13 protein-coding genes are annotated in these 16,730 nt (G+C 43.7%); 9 read left to right on the plus strand and 4 right to left on the minus strand.

What is annotated here, in order from left to right; translation table 11 throughout:
• The first annotated feature begins 7 nt into the window (after positions 1–7).
• From ACAX20_RS06780 to ACAX20_RS06820, 9 genes are all read left to right on the plus strand, one after another.
• Complete coding sequence (locus ACAX20_RS06780; protein WP_371189413.1) at positions 8–928, plus strand: polysaccharide deacetylase family protein; 921 nt, start codon at positions 8–10, stop codon at positions 926–928.
• Between the two features lies 1 nt (position 929).
• Positions 930–1,838 carry a CoA ester lyase gene (locus ACAX20_RS06785; protein ID WP_371189415.1) on the plus strand — a complete coding sequence of 303 codons (909 nt, stop codon included), beginning with the start codon at positions 930–932 and terminating at the stop codon, positions 1,836–1,838.
• A 14-nt stretch (positions 1,839–1,852) separates the two neighbouring features.
• Positions 1,853–2,371: a MaoC family dehydratase gene (locus ACAX20_RS06790; RefSeq protein ID WP_371189416.1), complete on the plus strand. Its 519-nt coding sequence runs from the start codon at positions 1,853–1,855 to the stop codon at positions 2,369–2,371.
• A gap of 128 nt (positions 2,372–2,499) precedes the next feature.
• Positions 2,500–3,675, plus strand: a complete 1,176-nt coding sequence (locus ACAX20_RS06795; RefSeq protein ID WP_371189417.1) for an acyl-CoA dehydrogenase family protein — start codon at positions 2,500–2,502, stop codon at positions 3,673–3,675.
• 44 nt (positions 3,676–3,719) lie between these two features.
• The gene (locus ACAX20_RS06800; protein WP_371189419.1) at positions 3,720–4,910 is read left to right on the plus strand and encodes a CaiB/BaiF CoA transferase family protein; all 1,191 of its coding nucleotides are present in this window, start codon (positions 3,720–3,722) and stop codon (positions 4,908–4,910) included.
• 22 nt (positions 4,911–4,932) lie between these two features.
• A complete protein-coding gene (locus ACAX20_RS06805; protein WP_371189420.1) occupies positions 4,933–6,111 on the plus strand; it encodes a CaiB/BaiF CoA transferase family protein in 1,179 nt (392 codons plus the stop codon).
• A 327-nt stretch (positions 6,112–6,438) separates the two neighbouring features.
• Positions 6,439–9,369, plus strand: coding sequence for a TonB-dependent receptor plug domain-containing protein (locus tag ACAX20_RS06810; protein ID WP_371189421.1), 2,931 nt, complete (start codon positions 6,439–6,441; stop codon positions 9,367–9,369).
• A gap of 61 nt (positions 9,370–9,430) precedes the next feature.
• The gene (gene nagA / locus ACAX20_RS06815) at positions 9,431–10,621 is read left to right on the plus strand and encodes an N-acetylglucosamine-6-phosphate deacetylase (RefSeq protein ID WP_371189601.1); all 1,191 of its coding nucleotides are present in this window, start codon (positions 9,431–9,433) and stop codon (positions 10,619–10,621) included.
• Positions 10,575–11,483 (plus strand): dihydrodipicolinate synthase family protein, encoded by a 909-nt coding sequence (locus tag ACAX20_RS06820; protein WP_371189423.1) that lies wholly within the window; start codon positions 10,575–10,577, stop codon positions 11,481–11,483. The genes nagA and ACAX20_RS06820 overlap by 47 nt, the downstream gene beginning before the upstream one ends.
• 234 nt (positions 11,484–11,717) lie before the next feature.
• Here ACAX20_RS06820 and nagB read toward each other — a convergent pair whose 3' ends face one another.
• From nagB to ACAX20_RS06840, 4 genes are read right to left on the minus strand one after another with little or no spacing between them, the layout of a single operon-like run.
• A complete protein-coding gene (nagB, locus tag ACAX20_RS06825; RefSeq protein WP_371189424.1) occupies positions 11,718–12,524 on the minus strand; it encodes a glucosamine-6-phosphate deaminase in 807 nt (268 codons plus the stop codon).
• A gap of 3 nt (positions 12,525–12,527) precedes the next feature.
• The gene (locus ACAX20_RS06830; protein WP_371189426.1) at positions 12,528–13,385 is read right to left on the minus strand and encodes an ROK family protein; all 858 of its coding nucleotides are present in this window, start codon (positions 13,383–13,385) and stop codon (positions 12,528–12,530) included.
• 8 nt (positions 13,386–13,393) lie between these two features.
• A complete protein-coding gene (locus ACAX20_RS06835) occupies positions 13,394–14,089 on the minus strand; it encodes an N-acetylmannosamine-6-phosphate 2-epimerase (protein ID WP_371189427.1) in 696 nt (231 codons plus the stop codon).
• A 10-nt stretch (positions 14,090–14,099) separates the two neighbouring features.
• Complete coding sequence (locus tag ACAX20_RS06840) at positions 14,100–16,523, minus strand: sodium:solute symporter (RefSeq protein ID WP_371189428.1); 2,424 nt, start codon at positions 16,521–16,523, stop codon at positions 14,100–14,102.
• Positions 16,524–16,730: the final 207 nt, after the last annotated feature.

Consider the following 16,730-nt stretch of genomic DNA (forward strand, 5'->3'; position numbering starts at 1 on the left):
GAAAAGCATGGCAAATTACACATGGCCAAATAATGCTCGGCTTGCCTTGTCACTGGTGGTAAATGTGGAAGAGGGATCGGAATATAGCACTAAGGATGGCGACCGTAAAATGGAGCCGGTTGATGAGCTACAAGTCCACGTAGCGAAGCCTTTGCGTAATTACGGCAACGAGTCAAATTATCAATATGGTCTAAAAGAAGGCGCGCCAAGGATAATTAATTTGCTCGATAAATATCAAATCCCCGTAACGTGGGCAGCCGCCGCCTTATCGCTGGAGCGGGCCCCCGAGTTGACGCAAGCGATTCGTCGTCGAAAAGATGAAGTGTGTGCACATGGCTACCGCTGGGTACATCAATTTAACATGGACAAAGATAGCGAAGCGCAATTTATTCAGCAGGCCACCGAGTCAATCGAGCAAACCATAGGCAAACGTCCACAAGGTTGGCTGTCACGCTATTTATTGACCGATAATACCCGAGATTTGCTGCGTCAATCTGGCTATTTATATCATATGGACGATTACAGTGCCGATGCGCCTTTTTATGCCGATGGTGATAGCAACAGCATGGTGATTATGCCATACGCCATAGACAGCAATGACATGAAAATGTGGGTGGCGCCAAGCTATACGCCAGATGCATGGCTCAAGTATGCAAAAGACAGCTTTGATACGCTATATCAAGAAGGCGCAGAGCAACCAAGGATGATGAGTTTAGGTTTACATTTACGCATCATTGGTCGTCCTGGACGAATTTGGGCACTGCAAGCCTTTTTAGATTACGTGACAAGTAAAACGGATGTTTGGTGTGCTACGCGTGAACAAATAGCACGCCATTTTATCGAGCAATCTGCTCCCCCAAAAACCAATCAGAGCGGTCAGTTTGAGCAACATCCGGTCACCTCGCATTGTACACCGGCGTCGAATTAATATGACATTACCGTTATTGCGAAGTGTATTATTCGTCTCTGGTAGTCAGCCGAAAAGGTTTATTAAAGCGTTTCAATCGGGCGCTGATGCGGTTTGTATTGATTTAGAAGACGCCGTTTTGCCAAAAGATAAGGATGCCGCTCGAAGTCATTTGGTTAACTATCTCGATTCACTGATGACTACACAGCAACAGTCATCATGTCCTTTATTGGTAAGGATTAATCCTATCACCAGTGACGAGGGGCGACGCGATATCGAGGCTTTAATGAGCAGACAAAACTGCCCAACAGCGATTATTCTCGCAAAGACCAATTCTGTTGATGACATTATCACGGCAGATACAGCACTTGCCAATAGCTCAATAGGTTTGATCGCCTTGCTGGAGACGGTTGCTGGCATTGTTAATGCCGCATCGATTGCAACAGCAAGTGATCGGTTAGAGGCTATCATGTTTGGTGGTGCCGACTACAGCGCCGAGATTGGTTGTGATTTTTCCTTTGAACCCCTGTTATTAGCGCGCTTGCAGTTGTGCCAAGTCAAAGGACTCAAGTGCTTACAATTGATAGACGTACCCCATATTCATTTAAATGATCTTGATGCTTGTCACCAAGAATCCGTGCGGGTTAAGGCACTGGGTTTTACCGCAAAAGCGGCGATACATCCCAAACAACTTAGCGCTATCCATCAGGCATTTAGCCCTTCGGTATCTGAGATAAATCAAGCCATGGATATTGTCATGGCTTCGCATAAGGCGAGCGATGGCGCAATATGTGTCAATGGTCAAATGGTCGATAAGCCGGTCGTACTTGCAGCCCAAAGAACCCTTGAGTTGGCAATGAGCGCAGGTATTGATCATTCAGCAATACATTCAGAAATTTATTCTACAACTAACAATCAGCAATCAAGATGACATAGGGATGGCGTATGGTGCAACGTAGCAAACAAGTTGGTGATAATCGTTTTCGAGAAAGCTTTGGTCGCCATTATGAAGAATTTGCCATAGGTGATATATACGAGCATCGGCCAGGGCGGACAATTACCAAAACAGATAATACCTGGTTTACCTTATTGACCATGAATACCCACCCGATGCACTTTGATGATGAATATGCTAAACACAGTGAATTTGGTAAATGCATTGTCTGTTCACCGTTTACGGTTGCCTTAATGGTGGGCATGAGCGTCACCGATTGCAGTCAAAAGGCGATTGCTAATTTGGGTTGGGATGACATAAAAATGACGCACCCGTTATTTGAAGATGACACGCTAACGTGTGAATCGCAAGTGCTCGATAAGCGAGAGTCAGAATCCCGTCCAGGTGCCGGTATTGTCACTATTCGTACAACCGGATTTAACCAACATGGAAAGGTTGTATGTAGCTTTATTCGCAAAATGTTGATCGCCAAGCACGGTTTTTCTGTCGAAGACCAAGCTAACTATTAACGCTGAAAAAATTAACGTGAGTCGCTTATGCAGAACAGCCTAAACATGACACGTAGGGCAAAGTATGTAGGTAAAAAAATTAGGCAGGCCAACACCGTTAGGTTAAGCCATGATGAGGAGACATATTGATGTCTGAGCATTATACCCAAGAAGATGAAATTGCAATTTTAGATATGATTGCAAAGTGGGTCGATAACGAAGTTGCCCCAATCGCCAAAGAGTTTGATCACCAAGATAAATATCCACATGATCTGGTTGAACAAATGGGTGAGTTGGGTTTGTTCGGTGCAACCATTGGTAGTGAATGGGGTGGTATGCAATTACCGGCATCGATTTATGCAAAAATCGTGATCAAAGTTGCATCGGTATGGATGGCACCTGGTGGAATTTTTAACTCTCATCTCATTCAAGCATCGGCAATCGAGCGTTGCGGTACACGTGAGCAAAAGCAACGCATTTTACCACGTATGGCGACGGGTGAGTTACGTGGCGGTATTGCCTTGACCGAACCCAATGCCGGCACAGATCTGCAAGCGATTACCACCACGGCGGTGCGTGATGGTGATGAATATATCATCAATGGTGCCAAAACTTGGATAACCAACTCGTTAAATGGCAACTCATTGGCGGTTCTCGTTAAGACCGATTTAGATATTAACCCACGTTATAAAGGTACCAGTTTATTTTTTATTGAAACCAAGGATAGCGATGGTCATTTTAAGTCCGGCATCGACGTTATTAAGATGCGTAAACTTGGTTATAAATCCATTGATACCTGCGAAGTTGTGTTCAGCGATTTTCGAGTGCCTGCGAGTAACCTAATTGGTGGTGAAGAAGGACAGGGTTTTTTCCAAGCGATCGGAGGTTTGGAGTTGGGGCGGATCAATGTGGCAGCGCGTGGTGCGGGCATTGCTAAAGGCGCATTAGCCTTAGCTGTTCGTTATGCGCAAGAACGTGAAGCGTTTGGTAAACCCATTTGCCAACATCAAGCGATTCAATTGAAACTCGGCGAAATGGCAGCCAAAGTCGAAGCGTCGATGCTGTTAATTGAACAGGCAGCAGCCAAATATGATGCCAATCAACGCTGTGATATGGAAGCGGGAATGGCGAAGTATTTTGCTTCGGAAACAGGCGTGTTTTGCGCCCAAGAAGCAATGCGCATATTTGGCGGCTATAGCTATTCGGTGGAATATGATATTGAACGTTTTTATCGAGATGCGATGCTTATGTGTATTGGTGAAGGCACCAATGAAATGCAACGTATGATCATCGCCAAACAATTAATTGAACGTCACCCGATCTAACGGGAAAAGCTCGTGCATATTGACCGCACTGATCAGGAGGACTTATGACGACACTACCATTACAAGGTATTCGTATTTTGGCAATCGAGCAATATGGTGCTGGTCCCTATGGCTCTATGTACCTAGCTGAACTTGGCGCCGAAGTGATTAAAATTGAAAATCCGAAGGCACGTGGGGATATTGCGCGGCAAACCGGACCTTACTTATTAGGCGACAATGATAGTCTGTTTTTCCAAACCTTTAATCAAAATAAAAAAAGCCTTAGTTTGGATTTAAAAACACCACAAGGACGAGAAATTTTTGCCAAATTAGTGATCAGTGCTGATGCTGTTCTCAACAACTTGCGGGGCGACCAGCCCGATAAACTGGGGATCACCTATGATGCCTTAAAATCATTGAATCCGAAAATTGTCTGTGCCCATCTAAGCGCTTATGGCCGAGATAACGATCGCGCGCATTGGCCAGGCTATGATTATCTGATGCAGGCTGAAGCCGGGCTTATGTCTCTTACTGGTGAGCCGGAGCAGGCACCAAGTCGATTTGGTGTTTCAATGATCGATTTTATGTCAGGTGCCGTGACAGCAATGGGCGTTACCGCTGCGATGCTCGGCGCTCATCGTCAAGGACAAGGTTGTGATGTTGACGTGTCTTTGTTCGATGTGGCATTGCATCAATTATCATACCCGGCTACTTGGTATCTTAATACGGGGCACATTACGGAGCGCACGGCCCGCTCGGCACACCCTTCAACCGTACCGTGCCAGTTGTACACGACCGCCGATGGTCATATCTTTGTTATGGCAATGACGGAAAAATTTTGGCAGGCACTGATAGATATATTGGCGGATCAACGCTTACGTGATATGAAATTTGCGACGGTAGAAACTCGTCGTCAACACCGCCAACAGCTTAGTAACATCATAGACTCTATCTTATCAACGAAAAATACCGAGCATTGGCTGTCAAAATTTGCCGGAAAATTGCCATCTGCGCCGGTCCATAACTTACAACAGGCGTTAACAAATCCATACTTGCAACAAGTTGGGATGATCCAACACATTGCCCACCCAGAAAGCGAACAGTTACAAGTTTTAGCAAACCCGATTAAAGTCAATGGCCAACGCCTATCTGCTTCAAGTGCGGCAGGAATGGGCGCAGATACTGATGATGTGTTACGGCATATGGGGTATCAACAGGAGCATATTGAACAACTTCGCGCTAGCGGCGCGATATAGCTAACTAAATATAGGTAATTAGATGAAACTCAACGGCATACGCGTACTTGATTTATCGATGTTTTTACCTGGCCCGCATCTAACGATGATGATGGCCGATCATGGTGCTGACGTGATTGCACTAGAGCCACCAACAGGCGAACCAGTAAGACAAGTGGGCTTAACACAAGGTGAGCACAGCGTTTGGTTTCGTAATATTTTTCGTGGCAAAAAAAGCATTAACCTTAATTTGAAACAACAAGCAGGCAAAGAGGCTTTACTCGCGTTAATTAAAGAGGTTGATGTGATTGTCGAAGCGTTTCGGCCAGGCGTTGTACAGCGCTTAGGCATTGACTACGACACAGTAAACGAGATCAATCCACGCATAGTTTACTGCTCTATATCCGCATATGGGCAAACGGGCGATAAACGGCTTCAACCAGCACATGATTTAAGTATTCAGGCTGACTCTGGTGCGGTATTTTTAAATCAAGGGCAAGACGGTCAACCGGCGCAGCCCGCAATGCCAGTTGCCGATATGGCGGGCAGTTTAATGGCGCTATCGGGGATCTTAATGGCGCTATATCGCTGTCAACAAACAGGCCGAGGTGACTATATTGACATATCTATGCAAGATTCACTGCTTGCATGGTACGCCAATGTTATGGGCCCGCCGTTTGCAGAGAAACGCTCACCTGTTCCAAGGCACGAGCGAAGCTGGGGTGGGGCGGCCATGTATAATATTTATAAAACGTTGGATGAAAAGTATCTAACCTTGGGTGGTAGTGAAGCAAAATTTGCCCATAATTTATTGAATAAATTTGAACGCTTAGATTTGTATCACTACAGTACCTTGCCACCGGGCCCTGAACAATTGCCGTTGAAGCAGTTTTTCGACGAGACGTTTGCCGCTCAGCCAATGAGTTATTGGCACGACTTTATGGCCGATATCGACGTGTGTTGGTCGCCGGTTCGTGACCTATATGACGCGATTTGTGAGTCACATTTACAGCAACGAAACATGATTTTACGTGATGAACAGGGTAATCAGCATTTAGGTGTACCCATTAAATTTCAGCAAGAGCCAGCACAGCCTGTCTTAACGTTACCATCATTTAGCCAAGATACCGAATATGTGTTAAAGCAACTTGGTTATAGTGATACTGACATCGCTAACATGGCTAACAATAACGCGTTTTATCGAAAGCCTCGTATTGGTTAAGATTAAATTGAGTATTAACCACATCAACCCATAGCGCATGCCATAGAAACCGGTTTTTAATTATTTCATTAATCTAAGACGAAGTGTGACGCTCAGATCATGCAGTCTTCTTTCCCACTTATAAAGTTTTTCTTTCTGTTTTAGACATTTAAATAACCAAATTGTATAAAAAATGATTTTGACAAGAAAATATTTTTAGTGCTATGGTGGTATAACAGGTTGATCGGGTAATGGCTGAATAGCATGAGTGGTACCGTTCGTAATGTTCCATGGATAATTGGGAACACTTGTTAGGCACGACAACAATTAAATCTTGGGAAAACCATAATGAATAAGTTAACCAAAGCAATATCAGGTGAAAAGCGCAATCTTTCTTTAATCACTCTTTGTGTTTTAGGTGCGTTATCAAACGCACATGCATCAGAAGACACTCAAGACATTGAACGCATCGCTGTTACCGGTTCAAACATTCAAGGTACTACGGCAAATTTTACATCCAGTTCTCCTATCACTGAAATCAGTGATGAAATCATTGAAGGTGTGGCATCGATTTCTGTTGGTGAAATTTTAAATAGAATTCCTTCAATGACTAACGAAGCGAGTAATGCCACCAGTAATAATGACACCGGTGGTAATGCTGGTGTCAATACTACGGCACTACGTAACTTAGGTGCATCGCGCACATTGGTGTTGATTAATGGCCGTCGTTATGTATCGGGTGTTTCTGCAGGTGAAGGTTACGGTGTTGATTTAAACTCAATACCTACCGCTATTATTGAGCGCATCGATATATTAACTGGTGGTCAATCAGCGGTTTATGGCTCGGACGCGGTCGCTGGTGTCATTAACATTATTACCAAGAAAAACTTTGATGGCGCAGAATTAAATGTTTATGGCTCGCTTCCAGAAGAGTCGGGTGGCGCACGACAAAGTCTTGATTTAACAATGGGTAAGAACTTTGACAGCGGTAATGCTTGGGTATCACTTGGCGTATCAAATCAAGATAAACTGTTGGCATCGCAACGTGATCACTCTGCACAACTAGTTAAACCCGCTGATTTAGACGGTGATGGTGTTCTTGAAGCTTTGGTGTTTGAAGGTTCATCATTTGTACCAGGAACCCGAATTTTAGGTGGTGGGTTGAGTATTAAAGGTGACGGTACGGCATTTAATGGCGCGTTTCCACAAGTCATTAATGGTGAAATGCAAGGTGATACCGATCGTTTGAACTTTAATGGCTGGCGACATGCGATTACGCCTTTTCGTCGTATCAATGTGGCAAGTGGGATTAGCTATGACTTATCAAGTAAATCATCGATAGAGTTTGAATTAAATTATGCAAGAACCAACACGTCTACGTACATTGAGCCTGTTCCGTTAAATATTACCACCGAAGTGTTCGGTACAAACCGTGGAGGTACGACGGGGATTGATATTGCGACAAGTCCATTTTTTGTAGGCTCAAGTGCCGGTGAGCAGCTTGTTACTTCGTTAACAGCACAAGGTTTAGATACGTCATTAGACAATATTGGTAATGTGTTTCGACGTGGGGTTGAATTTGGTCAGTTAGGTGTCGCTAATGAACGTGATACGTTCCGCGTCGCGACGGCACATAACTACGAGTTTGATAATGGCTTTTTCTTAACAACCTCGGCGACCTTTGGTGTTACCAATCAAAATCAGCGAAATTCAGGTGACGTCAACTTAGAGCGTATCGCTAATACGCTAAGGATTGAAGAAGACGGCAATGGTGGTTACCAATGTGTTGATCCAATCGATAGAGCCAATGGCTGTGTGCCGACCAATCCATTTAACACCCCTGACAGCTTAGCTGGCCAAGCAGGTATTTTAGGTTTTTCTCCGGAAGCGGTGGATTACATTTCAATTGAAACAGGCCAAGTGGGCAAAGTTGAACAACAAGTGGTGAATACCATTTTGACGGGTGACTTACCATTTAGCGTCAATGGCGATGATATTTTATTTGCGGCTGGCTTAGAGTATCGCCGTGAAGCGGGTGAAGAAACCCCTGATGGTTACCGCCAACAAGTCGGTATTTCACGCCGTACACAAGTATTCCCAACGAAAGGATCGTATCATGCTATTGAAGCTTTTGGTGAAGTTATCGTCCCAGTCACTGATAACATTACCTTAGATGCGGCGTTGCGAGTGGGTGACTATTCATCCGTTGGTAACACAACCACATGGAAGTTAGGTTTTGATGCTACCGCAACTGACGAGCTTCGATTCCGTGGTAGTCAATCAACGTCAGTACGAGCGCCAAATGTGAGTGATTTATACGCAGGTGGCTCTGGGTCGGTAGCGAGTAAAGCCGATGCTTGTGCTGATATAACCAACGCATCAACGGGTAATTTGGCTGAAAATTGTCGCTCAATAGACGCAATTCAGGCTCGTATTGATGAAAAAGGATCTTTTGCGCTTGAACAATTTGAAGCCAATAACATTAGAGCGATTAGTGCCGGCAACGAAGAGTTAACTGAAGAGACAGCAGACTCAACGACGCTTGGTGTCATTTACATGCCAACAGAAGAGCTGTCAATGGCACTGGATTATTACTCTATTAAAGTAGAAGATGCGATTCGTATTACACCCGCAGCAACCCTTATTGAGCGTTGTTACAGTGTGAGTCCAAGCGAATTTGATCCAACGTGTGACGGTAAAGTGATTCGTCAAGCGAACGGTCCAATCAGCAAGGTATATTCCACCGCTAACAACCAAGACACCATTGAAACCAGTGGGGTAGACTTAGAAGTTGCATATACCTTAGATGATTTATACGTCAGTTTTGTTGGTACCTACCTAGATGAGTACTCGATTACTGATACCAATACGGGAGTCAAAGTTGATCACAAAGGCGAGGTATTATTCCCTGAGTATCGCTTTAATGTTAACGCGACGTATGACTTTACTGACAAGCTGAGTCTGTTCGCACAAGTGAATTACCGCGCAGAAACCGAAAACGATCTGATGAACGACGAGAAAGAAGTGCCGTTGTCAGATGATCTAAATACTCTAGATAGTGTGTTTTACGTCGATTTGAAAGTCAGTTATCAGGTCACCGACGCATTTAACGCGTACCTTGGAGTTAACAATGCGTTTGATGAAAAACCTGACATCATTCCTGCCAATACCGTAGCAGCGAGCAGTGGCACACTGAGCATCAATGGTACCAATACCGATCCTCGAGCCTATGACATCATTGGCCGCCAGTTGTTTGCAGGTATCAAATATACTTTCTAGCCACGACTTGTAAACGAGTGGGCTGCTATGCAGTCCACTCATATTACAGGAACAATCAATGATGAAGACGACGTATATAGTGGACTCATTGTTCACGGGTATTGAGTGGTTAACCAATCAAGCTATCACTGTCGAAGATGGTCATATTTTAAATTTCGAGCCGTGTAAAAACAGTAAAGAAATTAAACTTCATGGCAAACTTACGGCAGGTTTTATTGATATTCAAACCAATGGCGGTGGTGGTGTTTTATTTAACGATCAACCATCTCTGTCAACATTACAAACTATGGTACAAGCTCATGGTCAATACGGTACAACTGGGCTGTTACCTACATTAATAACATCGGATAGTCATAGACTGCAAAAAGCAGCTGATAGCGTATCACAGGCCATTAAAGGTAATATGCCTGGTGTATTAGGTATTCATTTTGAGGGACCTCATCTATCGGTAATAAAAAAAGGCATCCATAGTGAACGACATATTCGGTCCATAACCGATGTCGAGCTAGACGTATTTTGTCGAGATGATTTGGGGGTGAAAATACTCACCTTGGCACCAGAAACTGTCGACGTGGATATCATTAGAACCTTGGTTGAGCATGATGTATTGGTGTTTTTAGGTCATTCAAATGCCAATTATCAACAAGCTAAAGCTGCGTTGGATGCTGGGGCGCGAGGTTTTACCCACGTATTTAATGCCATGTCGGCGTTAACATCACGAGAGCCAAATATGGTCGGAGCAGCTTTAAGTGATGATAATAGCTTTAATGGCATTATTTTAGATGGCTACCATGTCGACCCCGTTACGGCTCGTATTGCCTATAAAGCAAAAGCAAACGGTAAAACGTTACTGGTCACCGATGCCATGTCGACCATCGGCTCCAAGCAAAAAATCTTTGAATTTGATGGTCACAAGGTGACGCTGTGCAATGATAAGTTAGTGAGTCATACTGGCCAACTTGCTGGCTCGGCATTAACGATGATCACTGCTGTTAATAATGCCCAATCGATGCTCAATGTGGATTTAGATGAAGCCTTAAATATGGCCAGTTTATACCCGGCCACATGTTTAAAACTGCAGTCAACTCATGGACAACTCGTAGAAGGCGCTAGAGCTGATTTTACGTTACTTAACTCAGAGCATCCGAGCCAAGTCTTAGGTACATGGATTGCTGGTAAGCAGATATTTAATTTAGGAGCAAATTATGACAAAACTTCAAGGATTGATCGCCGCACCGCATACGCCATTTGACAAACTAGGTGCAGTAAATCTTCCCGTAATCGACCAACTTGCTGAACATTTAATTAACCAAGGTGTGCGGGGAGTGTATATTTGTGGCACAACCGGGGAGGGGATTAACTGCTCTGTCGCTGAACGTAAAGCTATCGCTGAGCGTTGGGTGCAAGCTGCTGATGGTCGATTAAGCATAACGATACATACGGGAGCATTATCGATTGTCGACACGCTTGAATTAACCGAGCACGCTGGTCAACTTGATATATTCGCCACCTCCGTTATTGCGCCATGTTTCTTTAAGCCGGCCACTGTTGATAGTTTAGTAGAGTATTGTGCACAAGTGGCAGCTGCCGCGCCAAGCAAACAATTTTATTACTATCATTCAGGCATGTCGGGTGTGATGTTTGATATGGAGCAGTTTTTGATCAAAGCTGACAAAGCTATCCCAAATTTAGCTGGAATTAAGTTTAATCATTCTGACTTGTACGAATTTCAGCGTTGTATTCGAGTGTTCGATGGCAAGTTTGATTTACCCTTTGGTATCGATGAATATTTACCTGGTGGTTTAGCTGTAGGCGCTGTTGGTGCTGTGGGTAGTACCTATAATTATGCTGCGCCGTTATTCCAAGATATTATTGACGCATTTAACCGAGGTGATCAGGATACAGTAACTACCCTGATGAGCAAAGTGATTAAGCTTATTCGGCCGTTAGTAAAATATGGCGGAGTTGCAGCAGGTAAAGAGGCAATGAAACTACACGGAATTGACGTAGGTGATCCGCGTTTACCAATTAAGTCATTAACTAAAGAAGAAAAACTCGATGTACTATCGATGATGGAACAAGCAGGATTTTTGCAACACCAGCCAAAATCTTAGTATAAAACTTCATTTCACATAGTAAGGGCCTGCTCTTTGATGAGTGGGCCTTTATTTTTTACATTGTTGAGACAATGTAATCAGGATCGTTTGAACAAAAAGGTATCCAAAATACACTGAGTAAGATGAATAATGTTGGGCTGAATCGAAAGCGTTTCACTAGTGAAATTAATAACAGATCAACTGCGTTTAGTGTTATTACTAAGTCTTTGTTGCACACTGTATTTGTCTGCATTAAAGCTTGTGAAAATAGCCAAACTCTTCAATAAGTAAGCGATTTTTCTCTGCTGTCCATTTGAAATAGTTTTGTTCACTAAGCTCTGAAGCTGCGTCATTGTCGATAATCACTACGGCATTTTCATGCATTTGCAACATGGTTGCAGGGCAGTTCGCTGAAACAGCACCTGTGATCATCTCATTGACGGCTTTGGCTTTATTGGCGCCTGTTGCCATCAGTAACACATAACGTGCATCCATGATGGTTTGTATGCCCATGGTCATTGCCATGGTGGGTTGTACTTCGCCTTTATTAAATAAGCGAGAATTATCTTTAAGTGTTTGCTGCGTTAGGGTTTTTATTCTGGTTCGTGACGCAAGCGATGAGCCTGGTTCATTAAAGCCAATATGGCCATTGGCACCAATTCCTAAAATTTGCAAATCAATACCCCCGGCGTGTTCAATGGCGAGTTCATAAGCCAGTCCTTGCTCGCGTGGGTTTTGTTGGTCTGTACAAGTGGGGAGGTGAGTATTGCCTATATCGATGTCAATGTGATCAAATAACTGCGCATTCATAAATGAGCGATAGCTTTGTGGGTTTGTTTCATGAATTTGATGGTATTCATCGAGATTAAAGGTGGTAACCCCTTTAAAGCTTAACTTATTCTCTTGGTGATATTTAGTCAATTGTTCATAGAGAGGAAGAACGGTCGAGCCTGTTGCTAGCCCTAATACCGCATTAGGGCGTTGTTGTATTAGTGAGGTTATCCATTGCGCGGCCTCTAATGCTACGCTGTTAGCATCTTCACATATGATAATTTGCATTAGCTATTTTTCCATACTTGTATAAAGGTAGGCGCCAAGCAGATCTGCATTGGCGCCACACCGAGGAAACAATAAAGTAAATTGATATAATTTAGGTAAGGCGTCTATAGAGGCGCTAACTTGGCGACGAAAGTATTCATTCATGCCAACGCTACCACCTAGAACAATCATTGATGTGCCAGTAAGTGCTTTGATACTGGCAAATGCATTGACTAAATCATGTGCACATTCGGCGATGAGTTGCTGTATGGCGGGGTGTGCTAGATAGCGTGTAAATACGTCTTTAGCGGAGACTTGTTGCCCTAAAATTGTCGAGGCTCGAGTTGCTATAGCGGTACCAGAAGATAGCGTTTCAATACAATTTTTAAGACCACAGTGGCAGGTGATAGTCGCTTTTGACGGCACCGACAGATGACCAATATGGGCGCAAAAACCATCGTTGGATGTTACTAATTGACCGTTTTGAATAATGCCAGCGCCGATCCCTGTCGATACGGTGACATAGACTAAGGTCTCAGGTTTGCTATCAGGTATGCTTTGATATTCTGCCCATGCAGCGGCTGCGGCGTCATTTAAAATCGTTACCGGTAAGCGCAACGTTTGTTCCAAGCACGCCTTGACGGGTAGCGAGGCTCTTACCGATAAAAAATTCACGCGATCTTTGCCGACCAATCCCGTGCAGGCAATAGCAATATGCTCCGCCTTATCACGCCATTCATGACAAAGTTCGGTAACGACACCAAGTAAATCGTCAATATTGTTATGAATAGGTGAGGGAGCTTTTTTCTGAGCAAGGATATTGCCATGCTCAACTAATGCGGCTGAAATTTTGGTGCCGCCGATGTCTATGCAAATATACACCGTGTCTCCTAAGCGTTGTCGATATGTTGCTTAAACCATCCCGTGATATGTTCAATACGAGTGATGGCCGAGCCAACGGTTACGCTTAATGCCCCTAATTGAATTGCTTTTTCAGCTCGTTGTGGTGAGTTATATCGTCCTTCGGCAATAACGTTTAAACCGAGGTTACTCCAGTCAGCAACAAGCTGATAATCTGGCTCATCAGGCGTGTTATCTAAATCAAGGTAGCCCGATAAAGTACTACCTATAAATGTACAACCATGCTCAGCGAGCATTTTTCCGGTACCAAAGTCGGCACAATCGGCCATCGCTACGCAACCCGATTGGTGAATGGCGTCGAGCAGCTCTAACATTGGCACAGGGCGTACACGGTCAGTGCCATCAAAGGCGATGATGCTGGCTCCTGCATCGGCAAGTGCCGTTACATCTTCGATAAAGGGGGTAATGCGAACGGACGAGCCTGCTAGATCCCGTTTCACGATGCCGACAATCGGTACTTCAACTGCCTTAGCAACAGCACGTACCTTTTCAACCCCTTCAATGCGCAGGCCTTTCGCACCGCCTAGTACAGCCGCTTGCGCCATGGCAACAACATGCTCTATGGTATCCATTGGACCGTCATCAACGGGTTGACAGGAGACAATAAGCGAGCGGTTAAGTTGGCTAATTAGTGTATCAGCAAGTTGTAGATTTACCGTGCTCATAATGCCTCCCTTATTGATTGTAAACTGGCGATTTTTTCATGGTGAATAGCGTTAACCCTGATAAGTCTTTATTGCTAGGTGAAAACGCTAAACTGGCGAGGTAACCAATGACCAAACATGAAACAATACCAATAGATGCGTATAAATAACCATTTGCCCAGCCTAATTGCCATGCCGATATCATTACCACAACGCCACTGACAATACCGATTAATGCGCCTTGCGCATTGGCTCTGGCGCTAAGGGCACCTAGAACAAATAGTCCGCCCAGTGCGCCCATAAACATGCCGATTACCTTAAAGTAAGCTTCCATTAGTGAGCGAATTTCTGGGTTGATAAATATCAAGCCTGCTAAGGTACCGAGGGTGCCCATTGTAAAAGTTAGCCAGCGAGCAGAACGCATATATCCTTGTTCTGTTTTAATGACATTAAATGGACGAATAAAATCCGTTACGACTGTGGTAGCAATAGAATTCATACTTGTGGAAACGGTGGATTGAGCCGCAGCAAAGATCCCAGCAACTATCAGTCCGGCTAGACCTATTGGCAATTCAGAGGCAATAAAGGTTGGAAATATTTGATCGATTTGGATTGTCGGGTCGAGTTTTTCCGGCTGTGCATGATAGAAGGCGTAAAGACCTGTCCCTAAACAGAAAAACAATAACGCACCTGGGCCTGCAATAATTGCGTTAGTCCATATTGATTTGGCTGCCGCTTTGGGATTTTTGGTCACCGTGTAGCGCTGAACGACCGCTTGATCTGCGGTATAGCTCGATAAATTTTGGCCAATGCCACCTAAAATAATGACCCACAAAGCAAGCTCAGTGATACTGCCATCGCCAAAATTCAAGTTGGCCATAGTGAATTTGTCATTCATTTGACCAATGCTGATAAATTCAGCAAAACCGCCGTCTAAATTAACCAGAATAACGGCAAAACATGCCAAGGCACCGATCAGTAATACAATGGTTTGGATAGTGTCGGTCCAAATCACCGCTTCAATACCACCCAGGGTACAATATAGCAAGCAGAGAACGCCCATCAATAGCACGCTTTCGGTTGCTGACAGCGGTGTGACTGCCGACAATGCCAATGCGGTTAAGGCCATGACAATGCCCATACGACCAATGTGAAATAGGGTAAATAAACCACTGGCAAACAAACGGACGCTCATATTAAAACGTTTTGATAAATACTCGTAAGCACTGGTTGCATCAATTTGACGAAAGAATGGCATGGCGACATAAATGGCTAGCGGAGCAACCAGAATAATTGTCCAAATACCTAACAATAATACCCAATTGGTTTGATAAACAACAGCAGGCAGTGCGACGTAGGTTAATGAACTTAACATAGTGGCGTATATGGAGCAGGCAGCAGCCCACCAAGGAATCGATTGGCCACCACGAAAGTAATCGTCCGTCGACTTATTTTTGAATACAAAATACAAACCAACAGCGACCATTAATAAAAGATAAACGACAAGTACACTCATATTAACGACACCAAACTCTTTTTTCGGTGGTGTTAAGCTACCGCTTACTAATCGCCCTTGCTTATTTATCGCCCATGCACGGTTGTTGTGGAATGTTAGCCCTTGAAGGTCACTCGCATCGATAGAAGAACGATATACTGTCCACTGCTGAGTGATGGTATTAAAAGATAAAAATTGATTATCTGTTGTTGTCGCCAGTAGATGAGATTGACCGAGCGGATAGATCTCGTTAATCATAGCGTGTGAGCTTACGCTAGGTTCATTCGCACGCTGGTGTTGTTGCCAAGATGTTGCCGATAGGCTCCAAAATGGCACATATAGCTTATCGTTCACCTGCTGAACGATGCGATCAAATAAATAGAGTTTTTTTCCACTACCATCGTTTTGTGTGCTGAGTAAGCCACTCTGTGTTAACGATTCAGGCAAAGTACTATGTTGTTGCCATGATGTATTCTGACCGTTAATGGCTCGCTGTAAGTCTAAACTTAATATTTGCTTGTTAGTTAATACCCATAAACGATTATCAAAGATGGTGGCATGTTCAACAGCGAATGCTTTTGCAATAACATCAATGGCTTGATAACTTGGCGAGCCGTTATCAAACCATTTGATTAGGGTTAATGTTGGGATGTGATTTGACGTTTTATCATGATGAATAACGACGTTAAACTGTCGATACGATAATATAGTGAGATTTGTTGCTGTCGTTTCAATCGGAAAGTCGTGTATGGAAACTTGGCCATTTTCGATAATCGATAGTGTTTTGCTACTTGGTGATACCAAAAAAGTTTTATTGTTATGATGTGCAATAACGCTATCTGAGGACAGCGGCGCACTTAATGGCTGACTCAACCATTGAATCTCAGTATTCGCGAAAGACAATCCAGCCCAATTAAATAACAAAATAAATGCTAAGGCTTTTATTGTTAAATTATTCATTATTTTTCTATTCCTTGCATGTTGTATACCTGTTATACCACCAGGGGTGTTTTAATACTAGACGATAATTGGGATTTTTTTCTACAAAAATTGGTTGTAAATTGTTTGCTGCGATGGACTGCTTTCATACAAACGCACGAAATGTTATGTGAATGGAACTTCAATAAGTCAGCTTTCAAGGCTTAACGTCACCCGTCTGAAGTGAAA

Source organism: Thalassotalea sp. Sam97, assembly GCF_041379765.1.
GTDB classification, from domain to species: domain Bacteria; phylum Pseudomonadota; class Gammaproteobacteria; order Enterobacterales; family Alteromonadaceae; genus Thalassotalea_A; species Thalassotalea_A maritima.

Coding starts and splice junctions, on each gene's coding strand:
- nagB (WP_371189424.1), bottom strand. CDS start 12,524: ATGCAAATTATCATATGTGAAGATGCTAACAGCGTAGCATTAGAGGCC.
- ACAX20_RS06785 (WP_371189415.1), top strand. CDS start 930: ATGACATTACCGTTATTGCGAAGTGTATTATTCGTCTCTGGTAGTCAG.
- ACAX20_RS06795 (WP_371189417.1), top strand. CDS start 2,500: ATGTCTGAGCATTATACCCAAGAAGATGAAATTGCAATTTTAGATATG.
- ACAX20_RS06800 (WP_371189419.1), top strand. CDS start 3,720: ATGACGACACTACCATTACAAGGTATTCGTATTTTGGCAATCGAGCAA.
- ACAX20_RS06835 (WP_371189427.1), bottom strand. CDS start 14,089: ATGAGCACGGTAAATCTACAACTTGCTGATACACTAATTAGCCAACTT.
- ACAX20_RS06780 (WP_371189413.1), top strand. CDS start 8: ATGGCAAATTACACATGGCCAAATAATGCTCGGCTTGCCTTGTCACTG.
- ACAX20_RS06790 (WP_371189416.1), top strand. CDS start 1,853: ATGGTGCAACGTAGCAAACAAGTTGGTGATAATCGTTTTCGAGAAAGC.
- ACAX20_RS06810 (WP_371189421.1), top strand. CDS start 6,439: ATGAATAAGTTAACCAAAGCAATATCAGGTGAAAAGCGCAATCTTTCT.
- ACAX20_RS06840 (WP_371189428.1), bottom strand. CDS start 16,523: ATGAATAATTTAACAATAAAAGCCTTAGCATTTATTTTGTTATTTAAT.
- ACAX20_RS06820 (WP_371189423.1), top strand. CDS start 10,575: ATGACAAAACTTCAAGGATTGATCGCCGCACCGCATACGCCATTTGAC.
- nagA (WP_371189601.1), top strand. CDS start 9,431: ATGAAGACGACGTATATAGTGGACTCATTGTTCACGGGTATTGAGTGG.
- ACAX20_RS06805 (WP_371189420.1), top strand. CDS start 4,933: ATGAAACTCAACGGCATACGCGTACTTGATTTATCGATGTTTTTACCT.